Raw genomic sequence first — 22,856 nt, 5'->3', positions numbered from 1 at the left:
CTTTTCAGGGGTCACGCCCGCTACAAGCCCCTCTGGAAACTCCTCATCGACCGCGACATGAACAAAACCCAACTTCAAGAACGTGCAGGCATCAGTCCCGCCACCCTGTCCAAACTCGGACGCGGCGGCAACGTCACCACCGACGTCCTTGCCCGCATCTGCGAAGCACTCGACTGCGACATCGCCGACATCTGCGAGGTCGTCCCCACTGACACGAAGGGAGAAACCGACTAGATGACCGCTCAACGCCTGCAGCTCACCTGGTACAACAAGGACAAGGCTCTCATTCCCACTGAAACCGGCAAGTACGGCTACACGTGGGTTGACCCCTCTGATCCGCGTTACTGCGAAACCCACACCCTCGTGCTGGACGACTATGTGCAAGGCAGCCAGACACCGAAGTGTGACGAGTTCGCCTACTCCGAGCGCGCTGACCTGGAGCCCCAGGATGACAACCTGCTGATCTTGGGTGAATCGGGCGATGTCCTCGAAGCCCTCACCCGCGTGCCCGAGCTTGCCGAGAAGTACGTCGGCAAGGTGAAACTGATCTACATCGATCCGCCGTTTAACACCGCGCAGACGTTCGCTTCGTACGAGGACAACCTAGAGCACTCCATCTGGCTGACCATGATGCGTGACCGACTCATCCATCTGAAGAAGCTACTCGCTGATGACGGTTCGATCTGGGTGCATCTAGATGACAACGAGGTCCACCGTATGCGTCTCTTGCTTGATGAAGTGTTCGGGCCCGGTAGTTTTGTTACAACAATCGCTTGGGAAAAAGCACAAGGCGCCCGAAACGACACAGACATTTCCTCGGCTCAAGATCTCATCCTTGTTTACAAAAAGTCGTCGACAGTTGACTTCAAACAGGTAAGAAACTTACTTTCACGGTCCGCAGCCCAAACTGGGCGATATCAAAACCCAGACAACGATCCCCGAGGCCCTTGGCGTCAGGGTGATAACGGAACAGCTAAATCGGGATCCGACGAGTACCGATTTCCGATTACGCTACCGTCGGGCCGAGTAGTAGTGCCACCAGCCGGTTCCTTCTGGCGCTTTTCGAGAGCCTCATTTGAAATCGCCCGAAGTGACAACCGCATTTGGTTTGGATCAACTGGCGATTCGATGCCAGTGATCAAACGCTACTTGAGTGAAGTACAACAAGGCGTTGTGCCTCGAACCTGGTGGCCTGCATCGGAGGTCGGCTCCAATCAAGAGGCTAAACGAGACCATCTGCGCCGAATGTTCCCTGATGTCGAAGTGTTTTCAACCCCCAAACCTGAGCGGCTCCTAGAGCGGATCATCCATATCGGTTCAAACCAGGGTGATATTGTCTTGGATGTTTTTGCTGGTTCGGGGACGACGGCTGCGGTGGCGCAGAAGATGGGGCGTCGTTGGGTGACGTGTGAGTTGTTGGAGTCGACGTTCACGACGTTCACGCGCCCTCGCCTGGAGAAGGTGCTCAACGATCAAGACCCAGGCGGAATTACGCGGACTAAGGGCGAACGAGTCGACGCGACGGATAACGGGCTGCCTGATGGTGTCTCGCCGGAGGACGCCGCGAAATTCACGAGCGTGCTCAACAAGCTGATCGCTGACGACCCCGAAGCCAAGAAAGATGCCCGGGTGAAGGCGTTGAAGGCTGCCTCGAAGACCAGGCGCACGAAGGAAGTGCTGAACTGGCGTGGTGGCGGCGGCTTCCAGGTCGCCCATCTGTCGCCTGCGTGTTTTGACTACGACCCTGCCTTGGATCGGGTGATACTGACGGCGGCAGCGACCGGTGAAACGCTGATCGAGTCGGTGGCTGCCAACCTCGGGTTCACACTGTTGCACCCAGATGATGACTATATTTTTGATGCCCGCCGTGGCAATGCCTTGTTGAAGGTGGTGGAGGGGGTTGCCACGGTCGAGATCGTTGATTGGCTTGCTTCCCAAATCCAGCCCGGGGAGACGATCGTGCTGGCCGCCACCACGGTGATGGACGGCGTACGCCAGCATCTGCGCAAACTGGTGAAGGGATCCCGAGTGGTCGCATTGCCCGATGATGTGTTCCGTTACAGCGAAGGTGGTGACCAGTGATGGCGAACAAGCTCAACATCAGTTTTGACTCCGACATGCTGGAGTCGATCAGTGCCGAGTTCGACCTGCGTGCTCCGAACAAGGAAGCACTGCGCCAGCTGGTCTTCACTCTCGACGGTGACTATGACCCGACCGTGATGCAGGTGCTCAACCTCGCTACGGGCGTGGGCAAGACCTACTTGATGGCAGCGTTCGTGGAGTATCTGCGCCGCCAAGGAGTTAGCAACGTCGTCATCGTCACCCCAGGCAAGACGGTGCAGGCGAAGACGGTGCAAAATTTCACGCCCGGCACGCCCCGCTACATCACCGGCGCGGCGGTGCCGCCCGAGGTGGTGACCCCACAGGACTACTCGGCGTGGATCGCCCAGCAGAACGGCGCGGCCCGACTCGCATTCGGCCGTGAAGTGCCAATACTGGCGTTTATCTTCAACATTCAGCAGCTCATCGCGCCGAAGGTGGCCGAGGGGGACACCCACGGCGCAACGCAGGATGCGATGCGCCGTAAGCCCCGCCGGTTCGATGAGAACGCCGGCGTGCTCTTCGACTACCTCAAGGGTCTCGATGATCTGGTTGTGATCGCCGACGAATCCCACCTGTACGGGTCCAGCGCGGTCGCGTTCAATGCAGCGTTGAAGGAACTCGACCCAGCGGCGGCGATCGGGTTGACCGCGTCGGTGGACAAAGCCACCGATCACGTCATTTTCGAATACCCGCTCTACCGCGCCATCCAGGACAAGTATGTGAAAGCCCCTGTGTTGGCGTTTCGCAAGACTGGATATGGCACCGATGAAGCCTCCGAAGAGCAGCAGTTGCGTGACGCGCTGCAATTGCGTGCGCTCAAGCAGGCCTACTACGACTCGTACGCGGCTTCCCAGAACCGCGATCATGTGAACGCGGTTGCTTTCGTGGTCTGCTCCGATGTGGAGCACGCAACCCAGGTAGCCGAGCTGCTGCGCACCCCGGAATACCTCGGCCGAGATGAGACTGTGCTGCAGGTGGACTCCAAGCACGAGGATGAGTTGACCCAGCGTCGCCTCGACGAATTGGATCGGCCCGAATCGCCGGTGCTGGCAGTGGTGAGCGTGAACAAACTCAAGGAAGGCTGGGATGTCAAGAACATCGCCGTCGTGGTCACGTTGCGGGCGATGGCTTCTGAGGTGCTCACCCAGCAGACCATGGGGCGCGGGCTGCGGCTGCCGTTCGGCAGATACACCGGCGTGTGGCAGATTGACCAGCTCGACATCATCGCCCACCAATCCTTCACCGAGCTGCTCAACGCCGAGAACGTGCTGCAGCAGTTCGGCCTAGACGAAGCCATCGCCGAGCCCGACAAAGCCAAAGTAGAAGAGGCGATCCGTAAAGCCGTCGAAGAGTCCGGCACGGGTACAGGTACGCCCACGACCGGCGGTGCCCAACCAACGACGACAACCGGTTCTGAACCGGGCACCGGTGTCAGTGGTGAGGTCGCCGGTGGTGTGGCTCCGCAGCCGGGCACCGTTCCCGTCGGCGGCAGTGATACCCCGGGCGCGGGTTTGCCCGGTGTCGGGGTTCGCACCATCACCGAGCAGGAGGATCAGCCCACTTGGGAGTTGGTTTCGATCGGACGAAACCCGAACTTTGCTGACGTGTCCTACCGATTCCCGGTGACGACGATGACTGTGCAGCAGCCGCCCATTGACCTGTCAGAAATCAGTGACACCGAGATTGAGCAAGCGGCGCGTCGGGTCACCTCTGCTGGGGATGTGCTGCTGCGCAAAGAGATCATCGCCGCCCTAGGCAAGAAACTCCGGGCAGAGGATCGAGAAAGCGCCGAAGTCGACTCCGTCCACATCGACGACGCCGACGCCGAGGAGGCGCTGGTCAAACTAGTGATCAACATGTCGCTGGTGCCCAAAACCGAACAGACCGCCCGCTACGTCGCCACGTTCCTGGTGCCGAAGTTCATGCGCGCCGTGACGTTCACCGGCTGGACCGTCAAATCCCTCGACTCCGCCCGCGCCGAACTCCTAGCGCTGATCAAGAACTACACAACCGAGACACTGCGAGCCACCCGCGAGGTGCCGACCATACACCCCAAGTCGATGCCAAGCACCAGCTACACGCTCCCGTTGGGTGAGAAGGTGCATGACCAGATCGAGAGTCGTGACCATTTCGTGCGAGGCCGGGTCTACGGCGGCTGGTTCAAGTCGCTTTTCGCCGAGGAGTCCTTCGACTCCTTCACCGGCGAATACCAGCTTGCTCGCCTGCTCAACACGTCGCCGGGGATCGTGTGGTGGCATCGGTTGCATCCGCAAGACCAGGCGTTCGTGTACTACAACGCGAAAGACCGCTACTTCCCCGACTTCGTGGCCTTGGACACCAACGGGGTGCATTGGATCATCGAGGGCAAGGACGAGCGCGGCCGCGATGACGCCAAGGTGCAGGCCAAGCGTAAGGCTGCCGAGGCGTTGGTGCGCCGATTGGTGGCTGAGGATGCCTACGCCGGTCAACACTGGGGCTATCTGATCGCCTACGAGCAAGACACCGCCCGTGCCGACTCGTGGGAAGACCTGAAAGCCTTCGCCAGCCCGGTCAACAACGCCCTGTAGCTGCGAGTTCGCCTGGGCGCATCACGAGGCTCCAGCGTTGTGGGAGGTCGAGGGGTGACGCCGCGCACCCATGGCGCGCAGGCTGTCCAGGGCAAGGTCGACCGCCGCGCGGTTGCGCCCAGCGAGCACCTGCAGTGCTTCACCCATCTTGGCCAGCAGCACCTCCTGGTAGAGATGGCTGGTGGCGCAGGTGCCGCGCTTGACGTAGTTCGTCGGACACTCCCACACGTCGACCCGGTTCGGGGTACCCGAGTGCCAGGTCTTGTGGCCGAACGCCCGTCCGCAGTCGCCGCAGACGATCTTGCAGACATGCGCCGACCGAAAGACTTGTGGCCGCTCGGGTCGACGCGAGTGGCGAGCCAAGGCAACTCCCTCTCGGTGATCTTGAGGACGCTGGCTGTGTGGCGTTGGGCGCGGAATGCGTCCATCCACTCGACGGTGTGCCCAGTGGCGAGGTTTTCAAGGAGGAAGCTGGTCAGCCGGTAGGTCAGGCGAGCTTGTACTGTTGCGAGTTCGGGGTAGTGTATGGTGGTGGCTCCTGTCTTTGTGTCACGTACATACACGCTCTGATCAGGGCTAATAGCAAGTCGTAACCGGCACTACCTTTTGGCGCTTGCCGCACCTTTTGGCGCTCCACTGTCAGCCACGCCCGTTGTGGTTCACGTCGCCCGGATCCACCTCCCGATCGCACCAGATACCGAAACCGCACTGCCCGAATATGCGGCTCGACGGTCAACATCACAGCGCGTTTTGCCTAGTGGCGATCGGGTTTCGCCCCATCTGCGTCATCCGCGCCCCACAAGCCCCTGTATCCACTTTGATACGGTCTGCGAATCCTTTCCTGGTCCGCACGTAGGTGATATCGGCCACCCACAATGTGTTAGGCCGTGGCGCGTTGAATTCACGATTGACCAAGTCAGGCCGCAGATCAGGGCTCTTTCGGTGTGCGGGTGGTGACAGGGGCGCGACCTTTGCCCTTGTCGGACAGGTTGGCCAGGAGCATCAGCCGAGCAGTCTGCTCACGGCCAATAGCAATACCGTCGCGACGAAGCGCGTGCCACATTTTCCGCACACCGTAGACGCCGTAATTGTCAGCGTGAACCTGTCGAATGTGCTCCACAAGGGCAGCGTCACGAAGACGGCGGGCGCTCAGTCCGCGGGCTTTAGATTGGCGGTACCCACGAGAGGTGATGAAGCCGCCTACACGATTATTTTTCAACGTCGCACACATGATCTCGACTGTGAAACGATCTCGGTATTCATCAATGAAACGGATCATCTTTTAACGTTGTGGGGCGAGTTCCGATGCGAAAAAGCCGAAGCGGCTTTCAACAATTCGTTGGTGTCTCGCAGCTCTTGGTTTTCGCGACGTAGCCTGGCGTTTTCAGCAATCACGTCTTCTTCAACACGAGTGATAACCCCATCCCGGCGGGCCTGTTGAACCCACTGGCGGGCGGTGTGCCACGAGACACCTAGTTTCGGGGCAACGGCCTGACACGCGGCCTGCATCGAAAGGTTCTCCGCCAGGATGCGATCCTCTACCAAACGAACGACGCGACCCTTCGCATCCTGATCAAATTTCCTCGGCATGTTCCAGATTTTCCCATCTACTCAAACGGAACAAAACCTGGGGCACTTCAGTTTATCCCCAAGGACGAACCAGTCGGGGACATCGATTATGTCGAACGCGCTCAATCGGGCTGGGAACAAGAAATTAAAAAACGCCCTATGACAATCGTCTTTTGCATCGATCAGATTCCACGAGCGTTCCCAGCAATTCTACGAACGAAAACGCCAGGAAGGCAAGAGACATAACGCCACTGTCGTAGCACTCGCACGCAGGCGACTGAACGTTTTATACGCGATGATGCGAAACCAAGAATTCTACCGCGACACAACCGCAGAAACGGGGGCCGCTGCCGCGTAACCGCACAAATCCAAAGCCGACTGGGTAATACCCAGCCGACTCATCGGCATGCCCGAAAACAACTCAATCAGCGGTGACACTGCCCGTTCCTTACCCCCAACGAGACTGCCCAAAGAATTGACAACTAGATAGGAACACCCCCCATTTGTCGACCAGAAGTAAGTTTCCACCTCATAGGCGGAGCCTGTGCCACGGCAGAAGCTCCCCGCTGAAGCCATTCCCCGGATATCACAACATGCACGGCATCCATCACATAGCGAGAAAAACTTTGATTAGCGTTACCTAATTCATATAAGCTGGCACTCGTCGCCACCATTACAACCTTAGGGATTGGCACCACGAGGCGCACAGGCCGATCTCCTGCAACAGCTCTTCGCTACTCGGCCCGGACCCTCAAGGAGAAACCCATAGCTTCCCCCACCCAGTCCCCTCGATTCCGTACTCGTTTCCCTTCAAGGCACCTTGTAAGCCTCGTGGCACTTGTCATGCTACTCTGCGCCAGCACGATCCTGAGCATCATGATCGGGTCTCGGTCCATCCCCACGGCAGAAGTCGCCTCAGTCTTCCAAGACCTCTCCACCGCTTTCACGCATATTGACGCCTTAAACGTGAATCAGAGAATCATCGTCGAACTGCGCATTCCCCGCACTCTGCTTGGTCTTGTTGCTGGAGCCGCACTGGGCATATCGGGCGCATTGATTCAAGGACACACACGCAATCCTCTCGCCGACGCAGGAATCTTAGGCATTAACTACGGAGCAGCCCTCGCTGTTGTCATCAGTTTTAGCCTACTTAGCGTCACCTCCGCGTGGGCCACAAGCCTGTGGGCATTTATTGGTGCCATCATCGCGACAATGGCGGTTTTCGGACTCACATCTGTCGGCGGTGGTCTCTCGAACCCACTAACCCTCGTTCTTGGTGGTGCCGCCCTGTCAGCTGTCCTCAGCGCCATCATCAGCGGAATCATCCTCACGAATGACGCCAGCCTGGACCACATGCGCTTCTGGACAATCGGCTCCATAGCGGGCCGCGATCTCTCTGTTTTCTTGGGTGTTCTCCCCTTTATCGCTGTAGGCATCATTGCTGCGTGCGCTACTGCACCACAGCTCAACCTCCTCAACCTTGGCGATGACATCGCCGCAGGACTGGGAGTCAATACTCAGCGCGCTCGTCTTGTAGGCATGGCTCTCATCGCCCTTCTGGCCGGCGCAGCAACCGCAGCCGCCGGCCCGATTACCTTCATTGGGCTTACCGTTCCACACATCGTTCGTGCCTTCACCGGACCCGACTATCGGTGGATTATCCCCTTTTCTGCTCTGTCTGGGTCGGTCATGTTGTTGACCGCCGACATCGTGGGGCGTATCATCGCCCGACCCGGTGAGCTGCAAGTGGGCATCGTACTCGCCTTCGTGGGCGCCCCATTCTTTATGGCCCTTGTTTATCGACGCCGGATGGTGTCCATCTCATGAGTACCTTATCTACCCGCACCTCTCAGGCTGTGGTTCCCGGCCGTCCACAATTCCGCGTGGGCCCTTTCACCTGCGTATGGCGACCACGCGCATTGTGCGTGTCGCTGTTATTACTCACATCAATTGCCGTGCTCGGGACTTTTTCCATAGGATTAGGCGAATTCCCAATTTCGGCTTCCCGAGTACTCGAGGTCACTTTCACAGACCACGGGTCCCGCATCGAACGGCTCGTGGTGTGGGAGTGGCGCATGCCACGGACGGTGACCGCGATTGCAGTCGGCTGCGCGCTAGGCCTCTCGGGTGCGCTCACCCAGTCCGTCACCCGAAATGCATTAGCCAGCCCAGATATTCTAGGTTTCACTGCCGGCGCATCCGCAGCGGCCGTCACCGTCATAACACTAGGATCCGGCGCCACCGGTTTTCTAGCATGGCTGAGCGGCATTGGAATACCCTTAGCAGCCCTTTTTGGTGCAATCGTCACAGCTGCAGTCATGTGGATGCTGACGTGGAAGCACGCGACTGATTCCTTCCGCCTCGTTCTCTTCGGCATCATCATCTCTGCCTTCTTGACGTCATATATGAACTTCTTGATGATCCGTGCAGACTTGCGAGATGCCTCCACTGCTCAGCTCTGGCTCACAGGATCACTTGCCTCCGCGCAATGGTCGAAAACCTGGCCCGTCGTTGTGGCTGTGCTCCTGTTGGCCCCACTTCTAGCGTGGATCAGTCATCAACTCTTGGTGACAGTGTTGGATCCCAACCTGTCTCGCGCCCTGGGGCAAAATATTCGAGGTGTACAGATTGCACTGCTTGGTACGGCAGTCGCTCTTGCCGCCGTAGCAGTGTCGGTGGCAGGCCCCATTGGATTCGTTGCTTTCGTCGCGCCCCAACTGGCCCTTCGCCTATGCGATTCCTCCGCTCCTCCCCTTCTGGCGTCCGCACTCACCGGAGCCGCTCTGTTGTTATTGGCAGACATGGCCACCCAATCGCTCTTACCCGTTGAACTACCCGTAGGCATTCTTACCTCTGCTATCGGCGGAGCGTTCCTTATCTATCTACTAGTTCAACGCAATAGAAAGAACTCAACTCAATGAACCATCTACTCCACACCGATGACCCCAGTGTCAACACGCCACCATCTCCGCTTCCACGCCCCAGCATGGCAGCCCGCAGACTGATAGTGGGATATGAGGAACGCACTGTCATTGACAATCTCGACGTAGACCTCCTCGGCGGAGAGATAACGACCATTATCGGAGCAAACGGTTGTGGCAAGTCAACGCTGCTTAGGGCGATGTCTCAGCTCATCCCCAAAAGTGCTGGTGAGGTCTACCTCAACGGCACCGAGATTTCTACGATGAAGCGCAAAGATATCGCGCAAACTATCGGTATCCTCCCCCAGACTCCGCTAGCCCCAGAGGGTATTAGAGTCGCAGACCTCGTTTCCAGAGGCCGTCACCCTCACCAATCATGGATGCGCCAATGGTCCTCCACGGATGAGCATGAGGTTCGCCAGGCACTTGAACTCACCGGCTCTTTGGAACTGGCGGCGCGCACCCTGGATTCCTTGTCCGGAGGTCAGCGGCAACGCGTGTGGATTTCGATGGTTTTGGCTCAAGACACAGATATCCTCTTTCTCGACGAACCCACTACCTACCTTGATCTGGCAACGTCAGTAGAGATTTTGGAGCTCGTCCAGAAGTTGCGTCGAGAATTGAACCGAACCGTCGTGATGGTACTTCACGATCTCAACTTGGCGATCCGCTACAGCGACAACCTCATCGTGATGAAAAATGGTGAAATTCTGGCCAGTGGACATCCGGTGGACGTGATTTCTCCTCACATCCTGCACGAGGCTTTTGCTCTCAACGCCTTGGTCATCACCGACCCAGTTACTGGCGGTCCATTGGTCGTCCCCCGTTAACCTTTTGAATGAGGGAAGATAAGCACAGGTAGACAAGTTTAAAATAAAGAGGGTGGCTCATCGCCACCCTCTCAATTTATATTCCAGAGTTAGCCTCAGACCATCGTCCAGAGCTAGCCTTTGGAATGCACACTAGCGTGTGGCGTCCGCCAAGGGCTTCTCGATGTTATCCAGCAGATAATCCAAGCTGAGAACCGTCTGCCATCCGAAGGCCTTTTCCAAGTCCTTTTCTAGGTAGACACTCGCTCCGCCCTTGACAGCTCGGAGCTTCGATACAATCGGATCCTCGGTCACGGAAGCCTTGCCCTTCTTCGGGGAATAGGACAACTGATCCCAGATCAGAACATCCGAATCCACGAGGTCAGCGTTCTCCTTCGACACCTCACCGTAGAACTTACCCTTCGTGATGCCGGCATAGGCTGGGTTGATCTTGAAGCCCAGCTGCGTGAAGAAGCGACTCCGTGGATCGCCTTCAGAGAAAACAGCCAACTTTTCCTCTTCGATTGTTGCAACGCCCAGTTCTTTATTTGTCCATTCTGGGTGACGCTTCTTCAATGCGTCGAATTTGCCTTTGACCTTCTGAACCTGACGCTTGGCTTCTTCAGGCTTACCCACTGCTTGGCCAATTTGCTCCGTGGTGACATCCCACGGTTGTTGCAGTTCTTCGTATTTACCCTGTTGGACGACAACTGGCGCAATCTTGGACAACTTCTTGTAGGTGTCCTCATCGATATCGGAGTACACGGCCACGATGAGGTCAGGATTGTCCTTGGCAATGGCTTCGGCGTTGACTTCCGAATCCTTGTCGATACGCGGCTGATTGCCTTCAATCTTCTTGTTTGACCAGTTTCCAGCAGCCTGGCCGTCCGGCGTCATCCCATCCCAGTACTTCACTGAGACTGGAGTGACTCCCAACGCCAGTAATGCGTCCTGATCGGTGTAGCCGAGAGATACCACCCGCTTGGGCGCTTCCTTAATCTCTGTGGAGCCATACCTATGTTCGATGGTGGTAGGGAATGCTCTTTGTTCCGCCTCAGCTGCATGGGATTCCTGTGCCTTACTGTCCTGTTCATTGTTCGAACATGCGGCAACGGTTGCGCCTAAGGTCAGCACCGCAGCGGCACTGGCGATAATTTTCTTAATGGTCATTCTTTCTCCGTGAAAACGGGTGGACTTCACAGCACGCGGCTATGGCTATCCACAGTGGGAAGGGGTTACACCTTAGGTTGGATATATCCTGCTCTGCGCCCAAAGAATTCAGTGGCTAGGAGCTCAGATCCGTCGTCGAGGCGAACCCGGTCAAGGACAATGGCCGGCGCAGGGGCGTATGCGCGAGGAGCACCGCAGACCACCGCGATTCCTCCCTCACAAGGGACGGTCACTCGACCAGGAGTGCCCCCAAATCGGCCACGAGATACATGTGCAGCGAGGACACGAATCCGCTGACCCCGAAACTCAAAAAATGCGTTCGGGTACGGATCTGATTGCGCTCTCACCAGCAGAGCAATATCTTCCGCAGGTTGGGTGAAATCTATGCGAGATTCCTGCTCGCCACGCTTATGGAAATAGATGGCACGGTTGGGATCTTGGGGCTGCGCCTGAACGCGTCCTTCGGCAACATCATTCAACGCCCGTTGAACCAGTGGTTCAACGAGGTCGATGGTCTTAAGAACCAAATCTGTCGTGGTGTCCTCTGGCCCCACCGGAATAGCATGCTGGGCAACGATAGGCCCACCATCCAGGATTTCATTCATCTCATGCACCGTGACACCAACATGGGTCTCGCGGTTCAGCAGTGCCCACAAGATAGGAGAGAATCCCGCATATTCAGGAAGCAGTCCATCATGGACATTCAACGCACCATGCCGAGGCACGCTAAAAATCTCTGGAGGTAGCCAAGTCCGCCAATTATTAGCCACAATGATGTCTGGAGCGGCACCCCGCAGTGCGTCGATAACATCATCTCCCACCCGCTCAGTAACACAGACCGGGAGATCTTTTTCTTTGGCTAATTCCTCAACCGAGTCAGCCCACATTTGCTCGTAGGGATGATCGCTTGTCGGATGCGTAATTGCCAGAACCACTTCATGACCATCATTGATGACCGCAGACAGCGTCCGATGCCCCATGACTGAAAACCAAAAAACAGCAACTCGCATGTCAGCACATGACAGCTTAGTCTTACCTATGCAGTCAACGATGAAAGTAGGCTTCCTGTGCCTCGAAACAACGACGCAACCACCGTTCACCATCTGTCCGTACCACCCCATGCCAGCTCCGTAGTTTTTGTGGACCCCTACCGAGCCGCGACGTGTGCGACGAGCCGGGCCGAGTCCAAGGTGATCTGCCCTGCCGGTGACTGGACGCGATAGGCGGTGGCGTTGATCGTCAGCGTCAACGCCCCGGTGCCCCTGATCGTGATGATCGGGGCCGCATCCACCAGCCCCGGGTTGGTGATCTGCCCGGAGGCGGTGAGCATGTGGGTGGTCAGCCCGGAGTCGAGGTAGCTAAATAGTTCGCACACCATGTGCGCCTCGAAGAATCCCCACGACGACATGTCCGTGCGCAGCGGGCTGATGGAGGCGTGTTTGACCTTGTGGAACGCCCCGAGCTGGTAGGACAGGTGAATGGTCGCCGCCCGCCCCAGCGCCAGCGCGGCCTTGTGGTAGGCGACCAGGCCGGCGAGGGTGGACGTGGATAAGCCTCGGCCCGCGGACGTCGCGGCGAAGTACGACAGCGCTGAGCCCCGGGCGTGGGGTTACGACCTGCCGGGGATCGTGAAGGCGCTCGACCCGAGCTCGACGTCGATCGCCCTGACCTTCGACGCCTGCGGCGGGCCGCACGGCTCGCTTATCGACGACCCCCTGCTCGCCCTCCTCGAGCAGCAGGCGGTGCCGGCGACCCTGTTCTGGAACAAGCGCTGGATCGAGCAGAACCCGCAGCGGGCGCTGCACCTCGCGCAGAATCCGCTGTTCCAGATCGAAAACCACGGCACCCTGCACAAGCCACTGTCGGTCAACGGTCGCGCCGCCTACGGCATCCCCGGCACCGAAAGCGCCGCGGAGCTGGTTGAGGAGATCGAGGGCAACCGCCGGTTCCTGCGGGAGTTCCTCGACGTGGAGTCGAACTGGTTCCGCTCGGGCACCGCCTTCTACGACGATGTCGCGGTGGACATCGCGCGCGAGCTCGGCGTCAGCCTGCCCGGCACCGCTGTGGCCAGCCACCTGCGGCAGGCCGCCCCGGGAGCAATCGTGCTCATGCACATGAACCAGCCTGGGCGGGGCACGGCCGACGGTGTCAGGGAGGCGATACCGCAACTGCGAGAGGCGGGCTTTACGTTTGCGAAGCTGGGGGAGGCGCCGGTGTAGGGGGAGTGCGGGCCGTGGGCGTTGCAAAAAGGGGTAGCGTCAGCGTTCCATTTCTGCGGGACGGTTGCCGGTTTTGCTTTCGGTCCAGTAGCCGATTACGTGGTGGCGGTTGCGGGGTGAACTGAGGCGTTTGCGGAGGTCTGAGCGGATCGAGCGGCTGGAAGCTGCTTCGCACGCAGCCCACGCGTACCAGGGCTCATCGGGCGGGGTGAATTCCGCTACGGCGGCCGGCAGCGCGCTTGGGCCGCGGCCGTTTCCAGTCCCAGTCAGCCAGCGGTACTCGACGGAGGCGGCGGATTTGATCGCTTGGATGTCTGCCCTTTCGGGTACCTCGATAATGGCAAGAGCCCGGGTGGCCGCGGGCATTTCTTCGATGATGCGTCCGAGGCCGGGAAGGCCTGTGGCGTCGGCGACGAGAAGGTGGAACGTGGCGTCCGCAGGCGGGCGGTAGTAGGAGCCGCCGCCGTGGAAGGCGCCGATCACGTGGCCGGGCTCCGCACGTTCAGCCCAAGTTGAGGCTATTCCGTCGCCGTGTATGGCAAAGTCGATGTCGAACACCCTGCCGTGGTCGTAGACGGCGCGGACAGTGTAGTGGCGCCACGGGGGTTCTTCTCCTTTCCAGCTGGGACCGTATTCGGGCAGGTTAAAAACGGTTAAATCGGCCTCCGTCTCACCGGGGTGGGGGAGGGCGATGTCGATGTGCTCGTCACCGGAGCCGTCGGTGTTCCAGCGCCAGGCTCCGATGGTGCGAAACGAGATCCGGATCATGTGGGGGGTGAGCCGTGTGACACGTTCGACTTGTGCAGGGGAGCAGGGGACGGCCATGGTGTTATTTCTCCTTAGGCGGAATAGGTGGTTGGAACGTGCGAGGAAGCTGCTCGCGCCCACGGGCCCACGCCTCCCACAGCGAATGGAAGACGCCGCCGGTCGCGAGCAGTTCGCGGGGCTCGCCGCACTCGATGATGCGGCCGGCTTCGAACACAGCGGTGATGTCGGCGTTTTCAGTATGGGAGAGGCGGTGAGCGATGATGATTGCGGTGCGACCATGCACGGCTGTGTCCACGGCACGGTCGAGTGCCGAATCGGCTCCTGCATGGGCGGAGGCCTCGTCGAGCACCACAACGGGTGGGTCGGCGAGAAGTACGCGAGCGAGCGCGATGTGCTGGAGGCGTTGTTCGTCAAGATCGTGCGGGACGGGAGAGTTGATTCCCCCCGGAAGGTCGGCCGCCCAGTGCGCACCCACTGCGCGGAGAGCGGTGCGTAGCTCGTCGTCGGAGGCGTCTGCGCGGGCAAGGCGCAGGTTATCGGCGAGCGTACCGGAGAACAGATGCGTCTCCTGGGTGACGAGCATGACCGCTGGCTTACCTGAAGCCTGTGCGGCACGGGTAGCGGGTTGCCCGCCGACGATGACGGAGCCGCAGGTAGGGGCGGCGAGCCCCCCGATGAGGCGCGCAGTGGTTGATTTTCCGGAACCGCTTGCCCCGACGAACACGGCGCGCGCCCCCGAGGGGACGGTGAGTGTGAGATCGGTGACAGCAGCAGTTGACGCCTGGGGGTAGGTAAACGTCACCCCGCGCAGCTCGACGGCTCCGTCGCGGATTTCATAGCGCGGCTGTGCAGGCGCCGTACTGCGCAGCACGCCGACGAGGCGCTCGAGTCCTGCTTGGGCCCGCTGAAGGTCGTCGACGCTGGACAGTAAGTCTCCGATGGGGATGAACAAACGGTGGAAGAAAAGCGCGGCCGCGGTCACCGTCCCCACGGTTATTTCTACAGTTTCCACCCTCCAGAATCCGACGGCGAGCACGGCGGCGAGACCTGTGAACTCCGCCAGGTTGAGCGTCCCGTTGAACACGTTTCGCGCTTTTCCTGCCGCACGGGTGGTCTCTACAGCAGTGAGGCTGCGTTCGGCTATCAGGCCGAGGCGGAAAGGGGCAAGGCGGTAGGTGCGAACGGTCTCTTGTCCGGCAACGCTTTCTATGATCGCCTGCCCACGGTCGGACTCCTCGCGCCGCAGCTGCACGTACAAGGGGCGGGAACGGCGAAGAAAGCATGACATGGCGACTAGCTGAAGTGGGACGGCACTCAACGCGGCCAGCGCGAGGAAAGGGTCGAGTGCGGCGATGCCTACTGCGGTGAGCACAATCGTAAACAGGGCGCTGACAAAGCGAGGCAGCAACTCAGACCCGGCCTCAGTGACCGCCTCGACATCCCGGGTTAGACGTGACACCACGTCTGAGCTTCCCGCTCGTTCGATCGTCGTCGCATCGATCCGCATCGCTGCAGCGAACACGCCCTCGCGTAATTCAGAGAGCGAGCCTTGTATGCAGATGACCAACAGCCGACCGCCTAACCACGAGGTGGCGGCCGAGAGGACGCCCGCCGCGATGAGGAGACCGGCTGTGAGCCAGATGCGCCACGCACCAACACCTGAAAGGACGATATCGACGATCCAGCCGAGCAAAGGTGGGATCGCCAACGCGTTGGCTGAGCCGGTCAACAGCAACGCCAGTGTGGCAGCAAGCAGGCCTCGTCGTCGCGCGAGGAGGCTGTGGACAGTGCGCGCAGTCTCGCGTACGGATGCCACGGGTAGCGAATGAGTCACTCGCGCACCTCGTTTCGTGTGTTTTCGTGTGAGGTGAAGTCGACGACCGTCGCGCAGCTGCCGAGGAGAATGGGGTCGCTCGTGACCAGTACTATGGTGCGGCCGCATCCGGCGAGGCCAGCCCCAACGCGCTGCGTCGTGATGAGGTCGAGGGCGGTAGCGGGTTCCTCGAGTACGAGAACGTCGGCTGGCGTATGCAGCGCTCGAGCCAGAAGTAGCCGCTGCCGCTGCCCGCCGGACAGGCGGCGCCCATGCTCGCCGACGGGTGCGTCGAGTGAGCCGACGTATTCGATTACGTCGTCCAGCGCGGTTGCCCTCACCACGCCGTCGTCGAGCGGGCAGGAATCACTCGCCCACAGCGTGACATTGTCGCGGATGCTGCCGGTGAACACGTAGGCATCGTGAGGCGGGGCCAGCACATGCCCTCGGTAGGCAGCGCAGCCGATGCTCAACGCATCGGCCTCGCCCAGGATGAGCTCCCCCAGCGCGGGTGTCGTGCGGAAACCCAGGCGGGACGCTACGTCGTGAGCCTGCTTGGCGTCGACGACCCGGAGGCCGACCATCCGGCCCGGCTTCGACTCAACTGCGGGGCCATTCACCGGGTTCCACCGCAGTATTCCGTGAGCCGGGCGGGCTCCCCGTCCCTCCGGGAGGCAGTGCGGTTCAACGAGCAGATCCTGCAGGCGGCGGGCGGATGCGCGTTTGTGCGTCCAGTTTGCTCCGAAGGTGCCGATGTGGTCGAGGGAGCCCTGCAGGAACTGAGCCAACCCCACCACGGTGATCAGCTGTCCCGGGGTGATGGCTCCGTGCAGTGCCTCCACCCCGGCAGCGGCAGCTAACGAGCTGAGGTAGAGGATCGACACCCCTGTGCTGACGGCCTGGTACGTCAAGAGCGAACGGGATGCGCGGATCGCGCCCTCGCGGGAGGCTGCGCTCGCTTCACGGTAACGTGCGACGATCTGCTGGTGAGCGGCGAGGCCGTGAATGATCCTCAACCCCTCCATGGCGTCCGTGGCCACGTCGCTCGCCCGTGAGACTGCGCTCTGTTCGGCCAGGCCCAGCCGTTCGAGCGGCTGGGCCAACGCGGCCATTCCCCACAGCATGAGAACTGCCCCGACCAGAACGGCGAGGCCGAGCGGGAGCGAGATGAGCAGCAGCGCCGCCACCGCAGTAAGCAGGGCCGCAAGGGTGGCCGCTTGTTCGGCGATGTTCCACGCGACTCCGGCAACCCGATACGTGTCGCTTGTGGTGATGGACAGCACCTCGCCGGTCCGGCGGGTTCTCATTCCGCGCGTATCCAGTACCCGTGCGACCGCTATTTGCCGTAAGTCGTGCTCTCCGCGCCCGTAGATGCGGATCATCGACAGGCTCGCCCCTTGGTAGCTGAACGATAGGACGAGGAACACGGCTCCCAGCACACCGAGCCACAACGCCAGAGCGCCGGGGTCGCGAGGCAGCACCGCGCGGTCAATGACCACACCGATCAGGATGGGAACAGTCGCCTCGCTCGCTTGGTGAAGCATGAACCCGAGGGTCGCCAGCGAAAGCCGCCACCAGCGTCCGCCGCGCGTCAGCGCCAACCGCATGACCCGAACTGGGCGGTCTCGCTGCAACGGAGCGAAGTTTGTGGTCATTCTTGGTAGGATAGGCGCCCGGTCAGTCTCGAAGGCGACACATGTTGTCGTCCATCGGACACATGTTGTTAGGTTACACTTACCTAAGTACAAGTGTGATCGTGGAACTGTTGAGGAGCGGCGGTGACTCTACTTGATTCCTCGTTGGCCAACGAGTGCATCAATTGCCCTGTGAGCTTTCCGGTGAGAGGGCGGATCGTGCCCGACGGGTACCTGCTTACCACCCGCTATCTCCGGTACGCGTATATCGATGATGCCGATGGATGCTCGACGGGTGCGCACGCCCATCCCGAGCATATCGTGTTCTGGCCGGAGCGAGCTTGTGCCGAAGTCGAGGTGGATGGCGTTCGCCACAGCCTCACCGTTGGCCAAGGGCTATGGGTGCCCGCCGGGACGCGGCACGCAGTCAGCCGCGACCCCTCGACTACTCTGGCTGCCCTGTACCTGTTGCCCGAGGCGTGGGACGGGCACGCACCGGACGTGCACCCGGTTTCTGTGAATGCCGCGCTGCGCGAGCTTCTCAGCCACCTAGCGGAAACCGATATGCCCCGCCAGCAGCGGTTGCGCGCCCAAAGAGTGTGCCTCGAACTCGTCGCGGATGCCGCGTTTCCCGTAATCGAGCTGCCGCTTCCGCAGGATTCACGCATCGCCCCGATCTGCCGGTCGATTATGAGCAACCCTGCCGACAATCGCTCGATTGAGGACTGGGCGTGGGTCACCTCCACGAGTGCCCGTACTCTCACACGCGTCTTCCGCGCCGAGACGGGGATGACGTTCAGCCAGTGGCGTACGGCTGCGCGCATGTCGGCCGCCGTCCGCCTCCTCAGCGGCGGTACACCCGTCGGGATGGTGGCCCGCCGCGTCGGCTACGCCACGATCAGCGCCTTCAGCGCCGCGTTCCACCGCCTTATGGGGCGCCCGCCGCACCTTTTCTTGCCTGCCAACATCGACGTCTGACGGGAAACCCGGTTTGCGGGGCGGCGGTATCGGGAAACGCCCGTCGCCGACGAATGAGGCAAGGTTCCCCGCGGGACTTCGGTTTGCGCCAGTAGGGACGAAGCGCTGGTGGTGGCCTGTCCGATGGGCGTAAGAAACTGTCCGCCAACGGCAAACCGCACCGCGTAGCGTCAGCCTAAGCACACCTAACCTTGGGTGCCGGTTGTCTCTCCCGGAGAAGCCTCATTACGTCTTGTCGAGGTCCCATGCCCCTTTTACGCAGTATCTTCGCATTCGCACTAGCCGCCCTAGCCCTTGTGGTCGTCGGCTGCTCGTCTACCCCCGAGTCCGCCGGCCCGCCCAGAGCGTCGATAGGTGAGGCGAGTTTTCCGCGCACCGTTGAGCACGCTCTCGGTGAGACAACCATCCCCGAGAAGCCGAAGCGCGTGGTCACTCTAAGCTGGATGAATCACGATATTGTCGCCGCCCTCGGCGTCGCCCCCGTCGGAGTGCCCGAGACATGGGGCGGGGACGAGGAGGGTTTCACCCCCTGGTTCCGCGACCAGGTTGAAAACCAGCTAAAAGCGGAGATGCCGGAGATCATCAACGTGACAGAGGACGGCGCGGACTACGAGCAGATCCTCGCCCTCCAACCGGACGTCATCATCGGCGTGTATTCCGGTTTCACCGAGACCGAGTACAAGCGACTCAGCGAAATCGCCCCGACTGTCGCGTACAAGGAGCGGCCGTTCACCGCCGGCACGTGGCAGGAGCACACCAAGATCATTGGTAAGATCCTCGGCGAAGACGACAAAGCCGCAGAGCTCGTCCGCGAGACCGAGGCAGCCATCCAGAACGAGACTGAGAAGTATCCCAACCTCGACGGTGCCACGTTCCTATACAGCACCACCTTCTCTGAAGGTGCGACCGAGATCACCGCCTACATCAGCGAGGACCCGCGCGTGCGTTTGTTGCACGAGTTCGGCATGGTAGACACCCCGCAACTCGCCGCGGCAACCAAAGACGTTCCGGCCGGCACCTGGTACGGGGGTATCAGCCTCGAGCAGCTCGACACTGTTGAGGCTGATGTCGTCCTAGCGTGGTCCTACGCCGGTGCCGATACCGCCTATACGCTCAAGCACCCCGTCTTCACCCGATGGGAACCGGTTGCTCAAGGCCGCTACTACATCGCCGAAGATAACACGCTGGGCATGGCCACCAGCGGCCCAGATGTGCTTAGTATCCCGTGGGCGATCGAACATGGCTACATCAGGGACATTTCCGCAGCTATCGGCGGCGGTGCCGTGGTCCGCACGGCTAAGTGAGACGGTGCCGCAGACATGCTCTTAACAGTTCCACACCAGTTCAGGCGGACGCTCCCGGAAGCGCCGCGCGGCGTCGTCCGTAGCTCGGCGCTCCGACTGGCTGGCTTGTTTATCGCGAGCGTCGTGCTCGTCGTCATTGTCATGCTCAGCATCGGGGTCGGAGCCAGAGCGATCGGCTTATCGACGATCTGGGATGCGCTATGGGCCTACGATGGCACGCTGGACGAGCACGTGATCATTCTTGAGTTGCGGGTGCCGCGCACCGTCGTTGGTTTGGTCGTCGGGCCCGCGCTCGGCGTGTGCGGCGCACTGATCCAGGCGTATACCCGCAACCCGCTCGCTGACCCCGGCATCCTCGGTGTAAACGCCGGAGCGACATTCGCGGTGACGATGGCGGTCGGGTTCCTCGGCGTCGCCGCACCGCTCGGGTACGTGTGGTTCGCCCTACTCGGGGCCGGGGCTGTCACGCTCCTCGTCTACGCGCTGGGCTCTGTCGGTGGTGGGCGCGCTACCCCCGCGAAGCTCACCCTCGCCGGAGTAGCAGTTAGCGCGGTCCTGGGTGGCTTCACCACCGCGATTGTGCTCAGCAACCGCGAGGCCTTCGACGATCTGCGTTTTTGGGGCGTCGGTTCCATCGGCGGACGTCAGCTCGACCTCGTCCTTTCTTTCGCCCCACTGGTTCTTTTTGGCCTGCTGCTTGGCTTCGGGGCTGCCCGTTCGCTGAACGCCCTCGCACTCGGGGACGAACTCGCAGCTGCGCTCGGGGTTCGGACTGGCCGGGTGCGGGCTGTGGTGGTTCTCGCCGTCACACTGCTCGCGGGAACCGCGACCGCACTTGCGGGGCCGATCGGTTTTGTCGGGCTCATGATCCCGCACGTCGTGCGCTGGTTCGTTGGCCCCGACCAGCGGTGGATCCTCGCCTACACGGTAGTTGTCTCACCGATTCTGCTATTGCTCGCCGACGTCCTCGGCCGAGTCCTCCTCCCCAGCGGGGAGCTGCGCGTCGGCATCGTCACTGCTGTCATCGGTGCACCCGTGCTTATTCTCCTTGCTCGGCGAAGGACGGTGAGTGGCCTATGAGCGCTTCTCCCCGCCGCGTTAGGCGCGATGGTGTTGACCATGGGTATCCCGCGATTGCGATTCGCCTCCCCCGGATATCGGCGGTAATGAGCGTGCGTTCCCTTACCGTCTGTAGCACTCTCGCGGCATTTACCGTCTTCCTTGCGCTCGTCTCCCTCACGCTTGGCACCCACCGCGTTCCGCTTGGCGACGTCATCGCAGCGTTCGCCGGCACGGCCAGCAAGCAAACCCACATGCTTGTCGTGGGTTGGAGGCTGCCGCGAGCCCTGTTTGCGATCGCCTGCGGCATCGCCCTCGCCATCTCCGGCGCTATTTTCCAGTCGCTGACCCGCAACCCCCTCGGGTCCCCGGACATCATCGGGTTCTCCTCCGGTTCCTACACTGGCGCGATCGTCGTCATGCTCCTCCTCGGATCCACGCGTTACCTCGACATAGCCGCGGGCGCCATCGTCGGCGGAATTGTCACCGCCGCGGCCGTCTACCTCCTCGCCACAGTGCGCGGATCCGTACAATCGTTTCGGCTGATCATCATGGGTATCGGTGTGGCGGCGTTGCTGTCTTCGCTCAACTCCGCACTCCTATTGTCCACCAGCGTCGACACCGCCATGCTCGCTGCCGTGTGGGCGGCTGGATCCTTCAATGCGCTGGGCCACGACCAGCTCTGGCCAATGGCTGCGATCTTGCTCATCTTGATTACCGCGGTGGCGCTGCTCGCGCCGGGGCTGCGCCAACTTGAGCTCGGAGACGACGCAGCTTACTCGCTCGGTCTGCGTGCGAACCGCCTCCGCGCGCTGGCCGTGGTCGTCGGTGTCGCTCTGACGGCACTCGTGACCGCTACAGCCGGCCCTATCTCTTTTGTTGCGCTGGCCGCCCCGCAAATCGCGCGGCGGCTGGTGCGGGGAACGGGCTTGTTGCTCGGGCCGTCGGCGCTCACCGGCGCGTTCTGCCTGCTTATCTCCGACATCCTCGCCCAACGTATTGGGATGCCCGTCGGAGTAGTCACTGTCTCACTCGGCGGCGCCTACCTCGCCTGGCTGCTGATTTCGGAGTTTCGGAGGAGATCATGACCACGAAGAACACTGCTCCGCGCACCGCTACCGCAGACGCGGTGCGCACAGAAGGCGTGCGTGCTGGATACGACAACCGGATCATCGTCGACGGCGTCGATATCGCTATCGCACGTGGCTCGTACACCGCCATCATCGGGCCTAACGCATGTGGTAAATCGACGCTTCTGCGCACGATCGCCCGCGTTCTACCGGCCCTCGAGGGTTCGATCCTGCTCGATGGAGAGGATATTCACCGTTGTCCTCCGAAACAGCTTGCCACTCGGCTCGGCCTGCTGCCGCAGACCTGCATCGCCCCGGACGGGATCCGCGTGACTGATCTCGTCGCCCGCGGGCGCTATCCCCACCAGGGCATGTTCGACCGGTGGTCCGTCGAAGACGAAAAAGCCGTTGTCGCTGCGCTCGAAGCGACCGGCACAGTCGGCATTTCCGGCAGGCTCGTTGAAGAGCTGTCCGGAGGGCAACGTCAGCGCGTCTGGGTCGCGATGGCCCTTGCTCAACAGACCCCAATTCTCCTGCTTGACGAGCCGACGACATTCCTCGACATTTCCCACCAGTACGGGCTCCTCGAATTGTTCGAGACACTTCGCAGCCAGCTGCGTCGCACCATCGTCGTTGTTCTCCACGACCTCAACCAGGCCGCGCGCTACGCCAGTCACCTCATCGTGATGAAGGCCGGCACGGTCGTCGCCTCTGGGGAACCCGCTCAGATTCTCACGGCCGAACTCGTCGAGGATGTCTACGGGCTCCCGTGCATCATCCGACCGGACCCCGAGACCGGTACACCGCTGATCATCCCTCGACGTGGGGCTGGGCGCCCGCTTGGTGGGTGAACCGGCTCATCATCAAGGCGC

At 60.9% G+C, this 22,856-nt stretch carries 21 protein-coding genes and 2 pseudogenes; 13 read left to right on the top strand and 10 right to left on the bottom strand.

Annotated elements, in window-relative coordinates; genetic code table 11:
- The first annotated feature begins 57 nt into the window (after nucleotides 1–57).
- The 3 genes from ABMV07_RS13610 to ABMV07_RS13600 are packed head-to-tail and all read left to right on the top strand — an operon-like array spanning nucleotide 58 to nucleotide 4,670.
- Nucleotides 58–234, top strand: coding sequence for a helix-turn-helix transcriptional regulator (locus ABMV07_RS13610; protein WP_374064067.1), 177 nt, complete (start codon nucleotides 58–60; stop codon nucleotides 232–234).
- Nucleotides 235–2,082 carry a site-specific DNA-methyltransferase gene (locus ABMV07_RS13605; RefSeq protein ID WP_374064726.1) on the top strand — a complete coding sequence of 616 codons (1,848 nt, stop codon included), beginning with the start codon at nucleotides 235–237 and terminating at the stop codon, nucleotides 2,080–2,082.
- Complete coding sequence (locus ABMV07_RS13600) at nucleotides 2,082–4,670, top strand: DEAD/DEAH box helicase (RefSeq protein ID WP_374064725.1); 2,589 nt, start codon at nucleotides 2,082–2,084, stop codon at nucleotides 4,668–4,670. Before ABMV07_RS13605 ends, ABMV07_RS13600 begins: the two co-directional genes overlap by 1 nt.
- Before the next feature lie 21 nt (nucleotides 4,671–4,691).
- Here ABMV07_RS13600 and ABMV07_RS13595 read toward each other — a convergent pair whose 3' ends face one another.
- The 3 genes and pseudogenes from ABMV07_RS13595 to ABMV07_RS13585 all read right to left on the bottom strand — a co-directional run bounded on the left by ABMV07_RS13595 (nucleotide 4,692) and on the right by ABMV07_RS13585 (nucleotide 6,306).
- The gene (locus tag ABMV07_RS13595; RefSeq protein ID WP_234914306.1) at nucleotides 4,692–5,033 is read right to left on the bottom strand and encodes a zinc ribbon domain-containing protein; all 342 of its coding nucleotides are present in this window, start codon (nucleotides 5,031–5,033) and stop codon (nucleotides 4,692–4,694) included.
- Nucleotides 5,034–5,598: 565 nt separating this feature from the next.
- Nucleotides 5,599–5,949, bottom strand: a complete 351-nt coding sequence (locus ABMV07_RS13590; RefSeq protein ID WP_196977070.1) for an IS3 family transposase — start codon at nucleotides 5,947–5,949, stop codon at nucleotides 5,599–5,601.
- Nucleotides 5,946–6,306: pseudogene (locus ABMV07_RS13585) on the bottom strand (transposase). The gene ABMV07_RS13590 and the pseudogene ABMV07_RS13585 overlap by 4 nt, the downstream one beginning before the upstream one ends.
- A gap of 6 nt (nucleotides 6,307–6,312) precedes the next feature.
- Here ABMV07_RS13585 and ABMV07_RS13580 point away from each other — a divergent pair.
- Nucleotides 6,313–6,597, top strand: a pseudogene (locus tag ABMV07_RS13580) (transposase); the annotation flags it as partial.
- Here ABMV07_RS13580 and ABMV07_RS13575 read toward each other — a convergent pair.
- Entirely contained in the window at nucleotides 6,555–6,677 is a 123-nt protein-coding gene (locus ABMV07_RS13575; RefSeq protein WP_268829404.1) for a hypothetical protein, read from the bottom strand. The pseudogene ABMV07_RS13580 and the gene ABMV07_RS13575 overlap by 43 nt on opposite strands.
- Before the next feature lie 405 nt (nucleotides 6,678–7,082).
- Between ABMV07_RS13575 and ABMV07_RS13570 the strand changes: the two genes are divergently transcribed.
- From ABMV07_RS13570 to ABMV07_RS13560, 3 genes are all read left to right on the top strand, one after another.
- On the top strand, nucleotides 7,083–8,066 hold the full coding sequence (locus ABMV07_RS13570; RefSeq protein WP_088266568.1) for an iron ABC transporter permease: 984 nt from the start codon (nucleotides 7,083–7,085) through the stop codon (nucleotides 8,064–8,066).
- Nucleotides 8,063–9,160 (top strand): FecCD family ABC transporter permease, encoded by a 1,098-nt coding sequence (locus ABMV07_RS13565; protein ID WP_088266562.1) that lies wholly within the window; start codon nucleotides 8,063–8,065, stop codon nucleotides 9,158–9,160. The genes ABMV07_RS13570 and ABMV07_RS13565 overlap by 4 nt, the downstream gene beginning before the upstream one ends.
- Before the next feature lie 65 nt (nucleotides 9,161–9,225).
- Nucleotides 9,226–9,990, top strand: coding sequence for an ABC transporter ATP-binding protein (locus ABMV07_RS13560; RefSeq protein ID WP_088266569.1), 765 nt, complete (start codon nucleotides 9,226–9,228; stop codon nucleotides 9,988–9,990).
- A gap of 132 nt (nucleotides 9,991–10,122) precedes the next feature.
- Here ABMV07_RS13560 and ABMV07_RS13555 read toward each other — a convergent pair whose 3' ends face one another.
- From ABMV07_RS13555 to ABMV07_RS13545, 3 genes are all read right to left on the bottom strand, one after another.
- A complete protein-coding gene (locus ABMV07_RS13555) occupies nucleotides 10,123–11,139 on the bottom strand; it encodes an iron-siderophore ABC transporter substrate-binding protein (RefSeq protein WP_088266177.1) in 1,017 nt (338 codons plus the stop codon).
- 65 nt (nucleotides 11,140–11,204) lie between these two features.
- Entirely contained in the window at nucleotides 11,205–12,149 is a 945-nt protein-coding gene (locus ABMV07_RS13550; RefSeq protein WP_374064724.1) for a methionyl-tRNA formyltransferase, read from the bottom strand.
- A 137-nt stretch (nucleotides 12,150–12,286) separates the two neighbouring features.
- Nucleotides 12,287–12,547: a hypothetical protein gene (locus ABMV07_RS13545; RefSeq protein ID WP_234913985.1), complete on the bottom strand. Its 261-nt coding sequence runs from the start codon at nucleotides 12,545–12,547 to the stop codon at nucleotides 12,287–12,289.
- Between the two features lie 136 nt (nucleotides 12,548–12,683).
- Between ABMV07_RS13545 and ABMV07_RS13540 the strand changes: the two genes are divergently transcribed.
- Nucleotides 12,684–13,358, top strand: coding sequence for a polysaccharide deacetylase family protein (locus ABMV07_RS13540; RefSeq protein ID WP_374064723.1), 675 nt, complete (start codon nucleotides 12,684–12,686; stop codon nucleotides 13,356–13,358).
- A gap of 39 nt (nucleotides 13,359–13,397) precedes the next feature.
- On the opposite strand, the gene ABMV07_RS13535 is transcribed toward ABMV07_RS13540, so the two are convergent.
- From ABMV07_RS13535 to ABMV07_RS13525, 3 genes are read right to left on the bottom strand one after another with little or no spacing between them, the layout of a single operon-like run.
- The gene (locus tag ABMV07_RS13535; protein ID WP_374064722.1) at nucleotides 13,398–14,183 is read right to left on the bottom strand and encodes a siderophore-interacting protein; all 786 of its coding nucleotides are present in this window, start codon (nucleotides 14,181–14,183) and stop codon (nucleotides 13,398–13,400) included.
- Nucleotides 14,184–14,187: 4 nt separating this feature from the next.
- Nucleotides 14,188–15,960, bottom strand: coding sequence for an ABC transporter ATP-binding protein (locus tag ABMV07_RS13530; RefSeq protein WP_374064721.1), 1,773 nt, complete (start codon nucleotides 15,958–15,960; stop codon nucleotides 14,188–14,190).
- Nucleotides 15,957–17,546 carry an ABC transporter transmembrane domain-containing protein gene (locus ABMV07_RS13525; protein WP_374064720.1) on the bottom strand — a complete coding sequence of 530 codons (1,590 nt, stop codon included), beginning with the start codon at nucleotides 17,544–17,546 and terminating at the stop codon, nucleotides 15,957–15,959. The genes ABMV07_RS13530 and ABMV07_RS13525 overlap by 4 nt, the downstream gene beginning before the upstream one ends.
- 171 nt (nucleotides 17,547–17,717) lie before the next feature.
- On the opposite strand from ABMV07_RS13525, the gene ABMV07_RS13520 reads away from it, so the two are divergent.
- The 5 genes from ABMV07_RS13520 to ABMV07_RS13500 all read left to right on the top strand — a co-directional run bounded on the left by ABMV07_RS13520 (nucleotide 17,718) and on the right by ABMV07_RS13500 (nucleotide 22,835).
- On the top strand, nucleotides 17,718–18,551 hold the full coding sequence (locus ABMV07_RS13520; protein WP_100086752.1) for a helix-turn-helix transcriptional regulator: 834 nt from the start codon (nucleotides 17,718–17,720) through the stop codon (nucleotides 18,549–18,551).
- Between the two features lie 443 nt (nucleotides 18,552–18,994).
- Nucleotides 18,995–19,855 (top strand): ABC transporter substrate-binding protein, encoded by an 861-nt coding sequence (locus tag ABMV07_RS13515; RefSeq protein WP_196977076.1) that lies wholly within the window; start codon nucleotides 18,995–18,997, stop codon nucleotides 19,853–19,855.
- Between the two features lie 15 nt (nucleotides 19,856–19,870).
- Entirely contained in the window at nucleotides 19,871–20,935 is a 1,065-nt protein-coding gene (locus ABMV07_RS13510) for a FecCD family ABC transporter permease (protein ID WP_196977077.1), read from the top strand.
- Nucleotides 20,932–22,002, top strand: a complete 1,071-nt coding sequence (locus ABMV07_RS13505; RefSeq protein ID WP_197688666.1) for a FecCD family ABC transporter permease — start codon at nucleotides 20,932–20,934, stop codon at nucleotides 22,000–22,002. The genes ABMV07_RS13510 and ABMV07_RS13505 overlap by 4 nt, the downstream gene beginning before the upstream one ends.
- Nucleotides 21,999–22,835: an ABC transporter ATP-binding protein gene (locus ABMV07_RS13500; protein WP_100086756.1), complete on the top strand. Its 837-nt coding sequence runs from the start codon at nucleotides 21,999–22,001 to the stop codon at nucleotides 22,833–22,835. Before ABMV07_RS13505 ends, ABMV07_RS13500 begins: the two co-directional genes overlap by 4 nt.
- Nucleotides 22,836–22,856 lie beyond the last annotated feature (21 nt).

It is taken from the genome of Corynebacterium belfantii, assembly GCF_041898185.1.
GTDB classification, from domain to species: Bacteria; Actinomycetota; Actinomycetes; order Mycobacteriales; family Mycobacteriaceae; genus Corynebacterium; species Corynebacterium belfantii.
The sequence above is the reverse complement of the archived record's forward strand: the minus strand, read 5'-3'. Positions and strand labels throughout refer to the sequence as shown.

Bases quoted from the DNA above. Each gene is read 5' to 3' on its own strand.
- ABMV07_RS13610 (WP_374064067.1), top strand. From the start codon at position 58: ATGAACAAAACCCAACTTCAAGAACGTGCAGGCATCAGTCCCGCCACC.
- ABMV07_RS13605 (WP_374064726.1), top strand. From the start codon at position 235: ATGACCGCTCAACGCCTGCAGCTCACCTGGTACAACAAGGACAAGGCT.
- ABMV07_RS13600 (WP_374064725.1), top strand. From the start codon at position 2,082: ATGGCGAACAAGCTCAACATCAGTTTTGACTCCGACATGCTGGAGTCG.
- ABMV07_RS13590 (WP_196977070.1), bottom strand. From the start codon at position 5,949: ATGATCCGTTTCATTGATGAATACCGAGATCGTTTCACAGTCGAGATC.
- ABMV07_RS13570 (WP_088266568.1), top strand. From the start codon at position 7,083: ATGCTACTCTGCGCCAGCACGATCCTGAGCATCATGATCGGGTCTCGG.
- ABMV07_RS13565 (WP_088266562.1), top strand. From the start codon at position 8,063: ATGAGTACCTTATCTACCCGCACCTCTCAGGCTGTGGTTCCCGGCCGT.
- ABMV07_RS13560 (WP_088266569.1), top strand. From the start codon at position 9,226: ATGGCAGCCCGCAGACTGATAGTGGGATATGAGGAACGCACTGTCATT.
- ABMV07_RS13555 (WP_088266177.1), bottom strand. From the start codon at position 11,139: ATGACCATTAAGAAAATTATCGCCAGTGCCGCTGCGGTGCTGACCTTA.
- ABMV07_RS13550 (WP_374064724.1), bottom strand. From the start codon at position 12,149: ATGCGAGTTGCTGTTTTTTGGTTTTCAGTCATGGGGCATCGGACGCTG.
- ABMV07_RS13545 (WP_234913985.1), bottom strand. From the start codon at position 12,547: ATGTCGTCGTGGGGATTCTTCGAGGCGCACATGGTGTGCGAACTATTT.
- ABMV07_RS13535 (WP_374064722.1), bottom strand. From the start codon at position 14,183: ATGGCCGTCCCCTGCTCCCCTGCACAAGTCGAACGTGTCACACGGCTC.
- ABMV07_RS13525 (WP_374064720.1), bottom strand. From the start codon at position 17,546: ATGCGGTTGGCGCTGACGCGCGGCGGACGCTGGTGGCGGCTTTCGCTG.
- ABMV07_RS13515 (WP_196977076.1), top strand. From the start codon at position 18,995: ATGAATCACGATATTGTCGCCGCCCTCGGCGTCGCCCCCGTCGGAGTG.
- ABMV07_RS13510 (WP_196977077.1), top strand. From the start codon at position 19,871: ATGCTCTTAACAGTTCCACACCAGTTCAGGCGGACGCTCCCGGAAGCG.
- ABMV07_RS13505 (WP_197688666.1), top strand. From the start codon at position 20,932: ATGAGCGCTTCTCCCCGCCGCGTTAGGCGCGATGGTGTTGACCATGGG.
- ABMV07_RS13500 (WP_100086756.1), top strand. From the start codon at position 21,999: ATGACCACGAAGAACACTGCTCCGCGCACCGCTACCGCAGACGCGGTG.